This is a genomic window from Citrobacter sp. GW821-FHT07H02 (assembly GCF_059418505.1).
Map to the genome: position 1 here is coordinate 91,168 of NZ_JBWKPZ010000010.1, position 12,652 is coordinate 103,819.

Here is a 12,652-nt window from a genome sequence, read left to right on the forward strand (position 1 = left end):
TTTAACATTGGCAGAAACTCAAGCCCCAGGTGCGTATTTTATGCGCAATACTGAAAAATAATCTTTACCAACTGATTTAATGAGACTTTATTTCAGTTTCGAATGCCATTTCTGGCAATTTGTACAAAAAAAGAACCACTGAGTGATTTTTCATCACCAGCGGTTCTTTTTTACACTTACAATTAATAACGTTTTTAGGTGGCGCGTTACTCGAAGTCACCTTCAACCATCAGAGAATCATCTCCCCCTTCCGGGGTAAACTGCGAGTACTGCCAGGGATTCTGATAGCTGTCCATCGCCTGATAGATAATCTGAGCGAGTTCGTTCTGGCTGGCAGGATCGCGACACAGCAGGTATTCCGTGTCAGGCAACGGCGGTAGTCCATCCACTGCGCTCAACACGCGCAGATCCGGACTCATCATCTCGACTGGACGCGCGGTGATCCCTAATCCGGCCTTCACCGCCGCACGAACTGCCGGTAGTGTCGACGCAACATACGCCAGACGCCACGGGATGTTCGCCGCATTCAATGTTGCCAGCACGATGTCACGAAACGGACTGGGATCATCCAGCAACACTAACGGAATCGGCTCGCCTTTTTGCAGCACATACTCTGCGGCACAGTACCAGTGAGTGGGTGATGTGCGCAGGTTAAGGCAGTCGAAAGCGCCAGGTCGATTGGTGGTCACAATCAGATCCACTTCCTGCGACTTCAGCATATCGACCATAAAGGCGTTACGCTTCACCCTGACGTCCAGTGCAAGTTTCGGATAAACCGAACTGATGCGATTGAGTAAAAAAGGCAGTATCGTATCGGCAGATTCATCGGAAGCGCCGATTGTTAATACCCCCTGAAGATTACTGAACATTAATGATGAACAGGCTTCATCATTAAAACGCAGAATTTTTCGGGCATATCCCAGAAGTTGGATACCGTGTTCAGTCAAAAGCTTGTTACGACCATGTCGGGCGAACAATTCCTTTCCTACGAGCTGCTCAAGGCGTTGCATTTGCTGACTGACCGCAGACTGCGTACGGCATACTGCCGCAGCTGCAGCCGCGAAGGTGTTCAGATCCGCAACAGCAACAAACGTTCTCAGCAGATCGAGGTCGAGATTAATGATCGGACGATTTGCATTTATCATAATTTTTCACTTACTGGCGGCTCATACTGAGCTGAGCGGGCTAATGCTGTGTATTCGGAAACAAACAACTCCATTTGTAATGTCCCTCCCTGGCAGTATCACTCTGGTGTCACTGAGCGAAGTAAGAGGGAATATCACGTTGCTGACAACATGACCCCCTATCCGATATATACTAAAATATATATCGTTAAAAAGCGTCGTATCTATTAGATGCTCGTGGTTTCTTGCTAATGTTAAACGTGTAAGCATGGTAAATGTAAGAATAGTTAACGTACTCTCGCAGACACAAAAAAAGCAAGTTGCGCAATGAGTTAGTTATTAAAGCATCTCTTGCCTAATAGCAGAAATCATAACCTTCGCGCCATTTTTCATGGTTATCTTAACCTAAAACCGCATTATTTATAAGCCTTAATGCGATTAATCTGATGCAAAGTTATGTTATGCTGATCAAAGTATTCTTTATTATTAATGCCTTCGGTAAATGCTTTTTAAATATTAAATAATAATTAATTAATAAACACAGTATTCATTAATTCTACTTAACAATAGATTCACACCCTCAAGCCCATCGAACACATTTATAACAGTCGCGCATTGCAAGCTTTCAGTATTTACGAATTATTTACCTGCAGGAGCTCTGCTGAGAACGCGATCCTACGCAAAAATAGATTATTTTTTAACAACACAAAACACCAAAATTTGCGCAGTCACAAAGAATTATATTCTATATAATAATGACTCTAACAAATATAAAACTAACAAATCAGCATCCATAAAGTCATTAACAGCACATTCATGCGCCACCCATTGGCAAAATCTTCTACTGTAGACCCTTCAAAACTCACCGTCGTGGGAGTACATTGTTCCGTGCTGACTTCCACGGCAGGGAGTGGCGATAACAGCTAAAAGGTCAAGATTCATGTCCCCTATTGAAAAATCCAGCAAATTAGATAACGTCTGTTACGACATCCGCGGCCCGGTTCTGAAAGAAGCAAAACGTCTGGAAGAAGAAGGCAATAAAGTTCTGAAACTGAACATTGGCAATCCCGCGCCTTTTGGGTTTGAAGCGCCTGATGAGATTCTGGTTGATGTCATCCGTAATTTGCCAACGGCGCAAGGATATTGCGACTCAAAAGGTCTCTACTCTGCCCGTAAAGCGATTATGCAGCATTACCAGGCTCGCGGAATACGCGATGTCACCGTAGAAGATATTTATATTGGTAACGGCGTATCTGAGCTTATCGTTCAGGCAATGCAAGCGTTGCTGAACAGCGGGGATGAAATGCTGGTGCCAGCGCCCGACTATCCGTTGTGGACGGCGGCGGTTTCGCTTTCAAGTGGCAAAGCGGTACATTACCTTTGTGATGAATCTTCTGACTGGTTCCCAGACCTTGATGATATCCGCGCCAAAATTACGCCGCGCACCCGTGGTATTGTCATCATCAACCCCAACAACCCCACCGGCGCCGTTTATTCCAAAGAGCTGCTGATGGAAATTGTTGAGATTGCTCGCCAGCATAATCTCATTATTTTTGCCGACGAAATTTACGACAAAATTCTCTACGATGACGCCGAGCACCATTCCATCGCCGCGCTGGCGCCGGATCTGCTAACGATCACCTTTAACGGCTTGTCCAAGACCTATCGTGTGGCTGGATTCCGTCAGGGCTGGATGGTTCTGAACGGGCCGAAGAAACATGCGAAGGGGTATATCGAAGGCCTGGAGATGCTGGCGTCAATGCGTCTGTGCGCAAACGTGCCAGCGCAGCACGCCATTCAAACCGCATTAGGCGGATACCAGAGCATTAGCGAATTTATCATGCCCGGCGGACGCCTTTATGAACAGCGTAACCGCGCATGGGAATTGATTAATGATATTCCCGGTGTTTCCTGCGTGAAACCGCGTGGCGCGCTGTATATGTTCCCGAAAATTGATGCAAAACGCTTTAATATTCATGACGACCAGAAAATGGTGCTCGATTTCCTGTTGCAGGAAAAAGTGCTGCTGGTTCAGGGAAGCGCGTTCAACTGGCCATGGCCGGATCACTTCCGCATCGTGACGCTGCCACGTATTGACGACATTGAGATGTCGCTCAGTAAATTTGAGCGTTTCCTGTCGGGTTATCACCAGGCTTAAGGCCACCATCTGAAATTGGCTGCCGGTATTTGCATCCGGCCGCCTTCTCTGCGCAAAATGACCTCCAGGTTGTCATGATGAAAAGGTCACTATGAAGCAGAGCCATTTTTTTGCCCACCTCTCCCGCCTCAAACTCATTAACCGCTGGCCGCTAATGCGTAATGTACGCACGGAAAACGTCTCCGAACACAGCCTGCAGGTTGCCATGGTCGCCCATGCGCTGGCCGCCATTAAAAACCGTAAATTTGCAGGTCAGGTCAATGCGGAACGTATTGCTCTGTTGGCAATGTATCACGATGCCTCTGAGGTCCTGACAGGCGATCTGCCTACTCCGGTCAAATACTTTAACTCGCAGATTGCGCAGGAATACAAAGCCATTGAGAAAATCGCTCAGCAGAAACTGGTCGATATGGTGCCTGAGGAACTACGTGATATTTTCGAGCCGCTGATCGATGAACAAGCCTACAGCGAAGAAGAAAAATCGATTGTTAAACAAGCAGATGCGCTGTGCGCGTATCTGAAGTGTCTGGAAGAGTTGTCTGCAGGCAACAATGAATTTTTGCTGGCAAAAGCGCGTCTGGAAAAAACGCTGGAATCACGCCGCAGCGAAGAGATGGACTATTTTATGGATGTGTTTGTGCCAAGCTTCCATTTATCTCTGGATGAGATTAGCCAGGATTCTCCGCTATAACCGTTGCCGGATGGCCCCAGCGCCATCCGGCAACGCGACACAAAATCAGAACGGAAACAGCATCGGTATCATCACCACACATACCACCATCACGATGACGGTAAACGGCACACCCAGTTTCACAAAGTCGCTGAAGCTGTAGTTCCCCGGCCCCAGAACCAGCGTATTGACCGGTGACGATACTGGCGTCATGAAGGCCGCGGATGCCGCCATCGCAATCACCATCGCAAAAGGATACGGCGAAACGCCCATAGACTTCGCCGCCGCCAGCGCAATGGGTGCCATCAGCACAGCTGTCGCGGTATTAGAAATAAATAGTCCGATGCTGGCACACATGACAAACAGGCAGGCCAGCATCATATACGGACCGTACCCGCCCCCAACGTCCATCAATCCTTTCACCACCAGATCGACACCGCCGGTTTTTTGCAACGCCAGTGCAAAAGGCATCATGCCGACAATCAGGATGATGCTCGGCCAGTGAATGGATTTATAGGCGCTTTCTGCGTCAATGCAGCGAAACTTACCCATCAACAGACAGGCGATAATGGCGGCGACAGGGTTAGGGATTTCATCTGTCAGCATCAGGGCTACCATCAGCACCAGACAAAAAATCGCATGCGGCGCCTGGCTATGCGCCGGTGAAGCCTCGCTGACCTCCTCCGGCATGTTGAGCACCACAAAGTCACGCCCCTGTTGCGCCAGCAGGCTTATCTGCTTCCAGTTTCCCACCACCAGAATAATATCGCCCATCAGCAACGGTTCATCGACCACCGCACCTTCCATCGCAACGCCATCACGTTTCAGACCCACAATATTCAGACCGTGACGTGTACGAAAAGCCATTTCCCGAACCGATTTGCCGATTAACTCTGATTCAGGGATCAACGAAATCTCTGCCATCCCGACATCCAGTGCCTGGTCGGAAAAATACTCCCCACGCAGCACCATCGGCTCCAGCAATTGCTCGCTGCAAAACTGACGGAGATCCACCTCGGCCGTCGACATATCGATCAGTAACACGTCGCGGGCGCGAAATTCTGACACACCATTCACATTGACGATCACGCGCCGAAAACGCCGCCAGCGCTCCACGCCAATGACGTTTGCGCCGTAGCGCTCGCGCAATTTCAGGTCGTCCAGACGCTGCCCCACCAGCGGAGAACCCGGACGAATAGCAAGACGACGGGCGCGTCCAGCCAGACGATACTCTTTAATTAAATCGCGAAAAGTTCGCCGCTTCCACCCTTCACGGTGCTGCCCCGGCGTCTCGCTTTTGAGCATGAAGCGCATCAGCAGCATATAGATGATCCCAAGCACCAGGACCACCAGACCAATCGGCGTAACGCTAAAGAAGCTAAAGCCGTGTAACCCTTCGCGCAGCAATTCGCTGTTGACCACCAGGTTGGGGGGGGTGGCGACCAGCGTCATCATCCCACTGATAAGCCCGGCAAAACTGAGTGGCATCATCAGACGCGAAGGCGACGTCTGCATACGCATCGACACGCTTAACACCACGGGAATGAAGATAGCAACGACGCCCGTTGAGCTCATAAATGCGCCCAGACCGGCAACGGTGATCATCAGCAGCACCAGCATTTTGATTTCACTGCTACCGGCCATTTTTACCAGCCAGGTCCCCATGACGGTCGCCACGCCAGTGCGCACCAGGCCATCACCGATGATAAATAAGGCAGCAATCAGGATAACGTTAGGATCGCTAAAACCCGAAAACGCCTCTGTGATGCTCAGCGTTCCGCTCAGAATAAACGCCACGATGACCAGCAAAGCGACCGCGTCCATACGCACTTTGCCCGTCGCAAACAGGATAACGGCGATCGCCAGTAAGGAGAGGACCCATATCAATTCACCGTTCACAACATATCCTTGTGTAATGAGGGGGATAGACTGATTCTGCCATAAAAAAGCCCCGCATGGACGGGGCTAAATCATGATCAGGTATGTCTGAGAACCACGACATTTCCGTTGGGTTGTTTAGTCACGGAAATCTGTTCAAGACTCTGCAGGGAAAAATCAACTTCATCGAGGCGAGGGGTCGTTTCTGGCGCATTCACCGCTATAACGTGGCATCCCGCGGCCAGGCCGGAAAGGATCCCGGCTGGCGCATCTTCAACCACGGAACATTCTTGCGGCGAGAGCCCAAGCAACTGTGCGCCCAGCAGGTATGCATCAGGTTCCGGCTTGCCTCTTTTTACCCGTTCGGCCGTGACAAAGACTTCCGGGACAGGAAGTCCCGCGGCCTTATGACGAGCCCGTGCGACCGGCATTGAGCCAGACGTGACAATCGCCCAGGGGATCCCGGCTTTATTGAGGTGATTCAGCAATGCAATCGCGCCAGGCAGAGCGACAATTCCTGCAGTATCGGTGGCCTCTATTTGTTCCAGACGCGAGAACTCGGCCGCAATCTCCGATTCAGACTTGCCCGCCATAAAGTGTCGTAGCGAGGTGATCGCCTGTTTGCCGTGTATAAAGCCCAGCACGTCATCGTGATTGAGCCCAAAACGATCGGCCCAGTTGCACCACGCTCGCTCTACGGCGGGCAATGAGTCGACCAGCGTTCCATCCAGATCAAACAGAAAACCTTTGCACTGCACACTGACCCCCTCAGGCATTAATGATTTGATTAATTTCATTCGCGCTCAGGTGATACTGACGCGGGCAAGAATGCCAGACATTCAGCATACGTTGATACTTCTCCCACATCGGCGTCTGAGCATTAAAACCATGCGTGCCCGCATCAAAATGAGTATAGCGCCCTTCCACATTCACCATAAAGCGAACATAGCCGAGGTAACGCGCTTCCGTTGCCGCGTCAAAACCCAGGAACGTTACACGACGTTCATCAATAGATTGCGCGTCTTTCAGGTTAGTCCAGGAAACGTGGAGTGCGTGATACATTTCCATAATATCGATCACCGTGCGGCAGGTTTCTTCGGTCAACTCGCCAAACTCACGATCCAGCTCACGCATCTGCAAACCATAACCACGTTCAATAATCGTCTGTATACGACGATAGCGTTCGGCATTGCTCGGGTCGAGCATGGTCATCATTTTGTACTGGTTAGACAAAATAAGACGTTGAGCGTTAGTCATTTCCATTTTGGGACTCCTGTATCACTTCTACTACGGTGAAAAAAAAGAAGGCATCTTATGCCTTCTTTTATATGCGTAATCAGGGGTCAATTACAAATCATCAAGGAAAGTTTTATCCAGTTGTTTGAAGGCGCGCTTAAGCGTGTCAGCTAATGCCTGGTAATCAGGCTTACCTTCTACCGGCACCAGCGCCTGTCCGGCCTCCTGTAATTTACTGCGGACCTCATAAAACCAACTCAAAACTGAGGGGGGCAGTGGTGTTACGGAGCGTTTACCCAGCCACCATAACCCCTGCATCGGCAAGCTGAGAGCGAACAGCGCTGTCGCTACAGCGGGGCCGAGTTGCCCTCCCAGCGCGATTTGCCAGCACAGCGTAAACACAGCAATGGGCGGCATAAAGCGAATGGCATAACGCGTCATCCGGATCACGCGATTATCAACAAAAACGGGTGCGAGTCGCTTTTCCATTGGCCACGTCTTTGCGTAGTGCTGCCCCCGGCGAAACAAACTAAAAAAATTTACGGAGCGATTATCCGGTGTCGACATGGCTTTACCTCAACTTCACATACAAAAATTAAAATATTTGTGCAAAACAACAACTGCATGGGACAACGTTCAAAACATTTTGTCTTCGATACCCACTATCGGGTATCCTGTGTCGGCCTGTATGGCCAGTAGTACAAAATTATTGAGTCGTCAAATTTACATACAGTATGCCATTGGCTGAAAAATACGCAAAATGGCATAGACTCAAAGGTATTTCTTCCATCATGCAAAAAAGATAATTGAGCATGATGTTAATCATAAATGTCAGCGTCATCATGCGCTACGCTCTATGGCTCCCTGACGTTTTTTTAGCCACGTATCATAAATAGGTACTTCCATGTCGAGTAAGTTAGTACTGGTTCTGAACTGCGGTAGCTCCTCACTGAAATTTGCAATCATCGATGCAGTTAATGGTGAAGAGTACCTTTCTGGTTTAGCCGAATGTTTCCATCTCCCAGAAGCACGTATCAAATGGAAAATGGACGGCGGTAAACAAGAAGCGGCTTTAGGTGCAGGCGCCGCTCACAGTGAAGCGCTGAACTTTATCGTTAATACTATTCTGGCACAAAAACCAGAACTGTCTGCGCAGCTGACTGCTATTGGTCATCGTATCGTACACGGCGGTGAGAAGTATACCAGCTCCGTGGTTATTGATGACTCCGTTATCCAGGGCATCAAAGACTCTGCCTCTTTCGCACCGCTGCATAACCCGGCTCATTTGATCGGTATCGCAGAAGCGCTGAAATCCTTCCCGAATCTGAAAGACAAGAACGTTGCTGTGTTTGACACCGCGTTCCATCAGACTATGCCGGAAGAATCTTACCTCTATGCCCTGCCGTACAGCCTGTACAAAGAGCACGGCGTTCGTCGTTACGGCGCGCACGGCACCAGCCACTTCTTCGTTACTCAGGAAGCGGCAAAAATGCTGAACAAACCGGTTGAAGAACTGAACATCATCACCTGCCACCTGGGCAACGGTGGTTCTGTTTCTGCTATCCGTAATGGTCAATGTGTCGATACTTCTATGGGTCTGACCCCGCTGGAAGGTCTGGTAATGGGTACGCGTTCCGGTGATATTGACCCGGCGATTATCTTCCACCTGCACGACACCCTGGGCATGAGCGTTGACGCAATCAACAAAATGCTGACCAAAGAGTCTGGCCTGCTGGGTCTGACCGAAGTCACCAGCGATTGCCGCTACGTTGAAGACAACTACACCACCAAAGAAGACGCTAAACGTGCAATGGACGTTTACTGCCACCGTCTGGCGAAATACATCGGCTCTTACACTGCGCTGATGGATGGTCGTCTGGACGCAGTTGTCTTCACCGGTGGTATCGGTGAAAACGCGGCGATGGTTCGCGAACTGTCTCTGGGCAAACTGGGCGTGCTGGGCTTTGAAGTTGACCACGAACGCAACCTGGCTGCCCGTTTCGGCAAATCTGGTTTCATCAATAAAGAAGGTACCCGTCCTGCGGTGGTTATCCCAACCAACGAAGAACTGGTTATCGCGCAAGACGCGAGCCGTCTGACTGCCTGATTTCACACCGCCAGCCTTGCTGGCGGTGCTGTTTTGTAACCCGCCGAAACCGGTGGTAACGAAAGAGGATAAACCGTGTCCCGTATTATTATGCTGATCCCTACCGGAACCAGCGTCGGCCTGACCAGCGTCAGCCTTGGCGTGATCCGTGCTATGGAACGTAAAGGCGTTCGTCTGAGCGTCTTTAAGCCAATCGCTCAACCGCGCTCCGGTGGCGATGCGCCAGACCAGACCACGACCATCTTACGTGCAAACTCTTCTGTGCCTGCAGCAGAACCGCTGAACATGAGCTACGTAGAATCTCTGCTCTCCAGCAATCAGAAAGATGTGCTGATGGAAGAGATCATCGCGAACTATCACGCGAACACCAAAGATGCAGAAGTCGTTCTGGTTGAAGGTCTGGTACCGACCCGTAAACATCAGTTTGCTCAGGCGCTGAACTTTGAAATCGCGAAAACGCTGAACGCGGAAATCGTGTTTGTCATGTCTCAGGGCACCGACACGCCAGAACAGCTGAACGAGCGTATTGAACTGACTCGCAGCAGCTTCGGCGGCGCCAAAAACGCCAACATTACTGGCGTTATCGTTAACAAGCTGAACGCACCTGTTGACGAACAAGGCCGTACTCGCCCGGATCTGTCCGAGATTTTTGACGACTCCTCCAAAGCGAAAGTGGTTAAAGTTGATCCGGCTAAATTGCAAGAATCCAGCCCGCTGCCGGTTCTCGGCGCAGTGCCATGGAGCTTCGACCTGATCGCAACGCGTGCAATCGACATGGCGCGTCATCTGAACGCTACCGTGGTTAACGAAGGCGATATCAACACGCGTCGCGTGAAGTCTGTCACCTTCTGTGCACGCAGCATTCCGCACATGCTGGAACACTTCCGCGCAGGTTCTCTGCTGGTGACTTCCGCTGACCGTCCGGACGTGCTGGTTGCAGCATGCCTGGCCGCAATGAACGGCGTAGAAATCGGCGCCCTGCTGCTGACTGGCGGCTACGAAATGGACGCGCGCATCACCAAACTGTGCGAACGTGCTTTCGAAACCGGCCTGCCGGTATTTATGGTGAACACCAACACCTGGCAGACCTCCCTGAGCCTGCAGAGCTTCAACCTGGAAGTACCGGTTGACGATCACGAGCGCATCGAGAAAGTTCAGGAATACGTAGCTAACTACATCAACGCTGACTGGATCGAGTCTCTGACTGCGACCTCTGAGCGTAGCCGTCGCCTGTCTCCGCCTGCGTTCCGTTACCAGTTGACCGAACTGGCGCGTAAAGCCGGTAAACGTGTTGTTCTGCCGGAAGGCGATGAGCCGCGTACCGTTAAAGCCGCCGCCATCTGTGCTGAACGTGGTATCGCAACCTGCGTACTGTTGGGTAACCCGGATGAGATCACCCGTGTTGCTGCCTCTCAGGGCGTTGAACTGGGTGCCGGCGTAGAAATCGTTGACCCGGATGTGGTTCGCGAAAGCTATGTGGCTCGCCTGGTCGAACTGCGTAAAAACAAAGGCATGACCGAAACTGTTGCCCGCGAACAGCTGGAAGACAACGTGGTTCTCGGTACCCTGATGCTGGAACAGGATGACGTTGACGGTCTGGTTTCCGGTGCCGTTCACACCACCGCGAACACCATTCGTCCGCCGCTGCAGCTGATCAAAACTGCGCCGGGTAGCTCCCTGGTGTCTTCTGTGTTCTTCATGCTGCTGCCGGAACAGGTCTACGTTTACGGCGACTGCGCGATCAACCCGGATCCGACCGCAGAACAGCTGGCAGAAATCGCGATTCAGTCTGCTGACTCCGCGACCGCCTTTGGTATCGAACCACGCGTGGCAATGCTCTCTTACTCCACAGGCACCTCTGGTGCAGGTAGCGATGTAGAGAAAGTACGTGAAGCGACTCGTCTGGCGCAGGAAAAACGTCCTGACCTGATGATCGATGGTCCGCTGCAGTATGACGCCGCAGTTATGGCTGATGTTGCGAAGTCCAAAGCGCCGAACTCTCCGGTTGCTGGTCGCGCTACCGTGTTCATCTTCCCGGATCTGAACACCGGTAACACCACCTACAAAGCGGTACAGCGTTCTGCCGACCTGATCTCCATCGGGCCGATGCTGCAGGGTATGCGCAAGCCGGTGAACGACCTGTCCCGTGGCGCGCTGGTAGACGATATCGTCTACACCATCGCTCTGACCGCGATTCAGTCTTCACAGCAGCAGTAATATCTCGCCGGATAATCGAACAGATTATCTGGCGGTGATACGAAAAAGGCAGCCATCAGGCTGCCTTTTTTACTTCTGCAAAACAGTATTATTCTGTTTCTTCCGCCGTGGCGGTTTCATTCTTCGCATTGCGGGTCATCCACAGCGCCAATGCTTTCAGCGAATCTGGCGTAAACTCATCGCAGCGCGCGGTAATCTCCGCAGGCGTCAGCCAGCAGACCTCACTGATTTCGGCTTCCTGAAGCGCAAACGGGCCATGGGATACGCAGCTAAACAGAGCGCCCCACACGCGGCAGTGTTTATCTTCGAAATAGAACTGGCCATGTTCAGCAAACGGAACGCCTGCAATACCCAGTTCTTCTTCCGCTTCACGGCGGGCGGATTCAAGCAATTGCTCATCGGCCTGTACCACACCACCCGCAGTAGCATCTAACATACCCGGCAAAAAGTCTTTTGTTTCGGTACGACGCTGAACCAGGATTTTGCCCATGCCATCATGCACAACGATGTATGTTGCACGATGACGTAAACATTGCGCCCGCATTTGTTCGCGGCTGGATTGTGCGATGACTTCGTTGTCTTCATTCACAATATCCACCCATTCAGTACTTGCCAAACGACGCTGTTCCACCATCAGGAAACCTTCTTTATCTAGCGCTCTTACGGCGCGTTTACAATTGTGGGGTAAATTACGGATTAATTGTCATCTGCGCAATGGTACTTTGATCATTGAGTGCGATAACACGTATAACATTATCATCCAGAATCCCGTAGCTTGCCTTAAAGCCACCTTTCGGGATGCTCACCGAACCTGGATTAAAGTGATATACCTCTCCCCGCTTTTCTGCAACAGGCAGATGTGTATGTCCATACACCAGCACATCACCGGCATTTAATGCAGGAAGGTTCTCCGGACCGAAAAGATGCCCATGCGTCAGAAACAGGCGCTGGTTTTCCATCAGTATCTGCTGCCAGGGCACCGTCATCGGGAAATGAAGCAGCATTTGATCTACTTCGCTGTCGCAGTTGCCCCGCACGGCAATGATCCGCCCAGCCTGTGTGTTAAGAAGGTCTGCAACCTGAGCAGGCGCATAGCCTTCCGGCAACGCATTGCGCGGGCCGTGGTTCAGCACATCCCCCAGTATCACCAGCCATTGTGCACCACTGTTAGTAAACAGTTCGAGTACACGTTCCGTGGCCGGTAACGACCCATGAATGTCTGATGCAAACATCAGTTTCATCACTCACTCCTCGTCGTAAAT

Annotated in this window: 11 protein-coding genes; 4 read left to right on the plus strand and 7 right to left on the minus strand. The window is 51.0% G+C overall.

Annotated features, from left to right (window positions below; genetic code table 11):
- Window positions 1–206: 206 nt before the first annotated feature.
- Window positions 207–1,145 (minus strand): transcriptional regulator LrhA, encoded by a 939-nt coding sequence (gene lrhA / locus AC07NP_RS12320; protein WP_203360569.1) that lies wholly within the window; start codon window positions 1,143–1,145, stop codon window positions 207–209.
- Between the two features lie 919 nt (window positions 1,146–2,064).
- On the opposite strand from lrhA, the gene alaA reads away from it, so the two are divergent.
- Complete coding sequence (gene alaA, locus AC07NP_RS12325) at window positions 2,065–3,282, plus strand: alanine transaminase AlaA (RefSeq protein WP_162383085.1); 1,218 nt, start codon at window positions 2,065–2,067, stop codon at window positions 3,280–3,282.
- Window positions 3,283–3,373: 91 nt separating this feature from the next.
- The gene (gene yfbR, locus AC07NP_RS12330; protein WP_203360567.1) at window positions 3,374–3,973 is read left to right on the plus strand and encodes a 5'-deoxynucleotidase; all 600 of its coding nucleotides are present in this window, start codon (window positions 3,374–3,376) and stop codon (window positions 3,971–3,973) included.
- Window positions 3,974–4,018: 45 nt separating this feature from the next.
- On the opposite strand, the gene AC07NP_RS12335 is transcribed toward yfbR, so the two are convergent.
- The 4 genes from AC07NP_RS12335 to yfbV all read right to left on the minus strand — a co-directional run bounded on the left by AC07NP_RS12335 (window position 4,019) and on the right by yfbV (window position 7,633).
- Complete coding sequence (locus tag AC07NP_RS12335) at window positions 4,019–5,851, minus strand: SLC13 family permease (protein WP_494660644.1); 1,833 nt, start codon at window positions 5,849–5,851, stop codon at window positions 4,019–4,021.
- 77 nt (window positions 5,852–5,928) lie between these two features.
- On the minus strand, window positions 5,929–6,606 hold the full coding sequence (locus AC07NP_RS12340) for a sugar phosphatase (protein ID WP_494660671.1): 678 nt from the start codon (window positions 6,604–6,606) through the stop codon (window positions 5,929–5,931).
- The gene (locus tag AC07NP_RS12345; protein ID WP_162383089.1) at window positions 6,599–7,093 is read right to left on the minus strand and encodes a YfbU family protein; all 495 of its coding nucleotides are present in this window, start codon (window positions 7,091–7,093) and stop codon (window positions 6,599–6,601) included. Before AC07NP_RS12345 ends, AC07NP_RS12340 begins: the two co-directional genes overlap by 8 nt.
- 84 nt (window positions 7,094–7,177) lie before the next feature.
- A complete protein-coding gene (yfbV, locus tag AC07NP_RS12350) occupies window positions 7,178–7,633 on the minus strand; it encodes a terminus macrodomain insulation protein YfbV (RefSeq protein ID WP_494660645.1) in 456 nt (151 codons plus the stop codon).
- Window positions 7,634–7,970: 337 nt separating this feature from the next.
- On the opposite strand from yfbV, the gene ackA reads away from it, so the two are divergent.
- Together ackA and pta are read left to right on the plus strand one after the other, a co-directional pair.
- A complete protein-coding gene (gene ackA / locus AC07NP_RS12355; RefSeq protein ID WP_192612905.1) occupies window positions 7,971–9,173 on the plus strand; it encodes an acetate kinase in 1,203 nt (400 codons plus the stop codon).
- Between the two features lie 75 nt (window positions 9,174–9,248).
- Window positions 9,249–11,390 (plus strand): phosphate acetyltransferase, encoded by a 2,142-nt coding sequence (pta, locus tag AC07NP_RS12360; protein WP_494660646.1) that lies wholly within the window; start codon window positions 9,249–9,251, stop codon window positions 11,388–11,390.
- Window positions 11,391–11,478: 88 nt separating this feature from the next.
- Here the strand turns inward: pta and yfcD are convergent, their stop codons facing one another.
- A complete protein-coding gene (gene yfcD / locus AC07NP_RS12365; protein WP_192612907.1) occupies window positions 11,479–12,024 on the minus strand; it encodes an NUDIX hydrolase YfcD in 546 nt (181 codons plus the stop codon).
- A 55-nt stretch (window positions 12,025–12,079) separates the two neighbouring features.
- On the minus strand, window positions 12,080–12,631 hold the full coding sequence (gene yfcE, locus AC07NP_RS12370) for a phosphodiesterase (RefSeq protein ID WP_494660647.1): 552 nt from the start codon (window positions 12,629–12,631) through the stop codon (window positions 12,080–12,082).
- Between the last annotated feature and the right edge of the window lie 21 nt (window positions 12,632–12,652).

Excerpts from the sequence above, each read along its gene's own strand:
- lrhA (WP_203360569.1), bottom strand. The coding sequence starts at position 1,145 with ATGATAAATGCAAATCGTCCGATCATTAATCTCGACCTCGATCTGCTG.
- alaA (WP_162383085.1), top strand. The coding sequence starts at position 2,065 with ATGTCCCCTATTGAAAAATCCAGCAAATTAGATAACGTCTGTTACGAC.
- yfbR (WP_203360567.1), top strand. The coding sequence starts at position 3,374 with ATGAAGCAGAGCCATTTTTTTGCCCACCTCTCCCGCCTCAAACTCATT.
- AC07NP_RS12340 (WP_494660671.1), bottom strand. The coding sequence starts at position 6,606 with ATGCCTGAGGGGGTCAGTGTGCAGTGCAAAGGTTTTCTGTTTGATCTG.
- AC07NP_RS12345 (WP_162383089.1), bottom strand. The coding sequence starts at position 7,093 with ATGGAAATGACTAACGCTCAACGTCTTATTTTGTCTAACCAGTACAAA.
- yfbV (WP_494660645.1), bottom strand. The coding sequence starts at position 7,633 with ATGTCGACACCGGATAATCGCTCCGTAAATTTTTTTAGTTTGTTTCGC.
- ackA (WP_192612905.1), top strand. The coding sequence starts at position 7,971 with ATGTCGAGTAAGTTAGTACTGGTTCTGAACTGCGGTAGCTCCTCACTG.
- yfcD (WP_192612907.1), bottom strand. The coding sequence starts at position 12,024 with ATGGTGGAACAGCGTCGTTTGGCAAGTACTGAATGGGTGGATATTGTG.
- yfcE (WP_494660647.1), bottom strand. The coding sequence starts at position 12,631 with ATGAAACTGATGTTTGCATCAGACATTCATGGGTCGTTACCGGCCACG.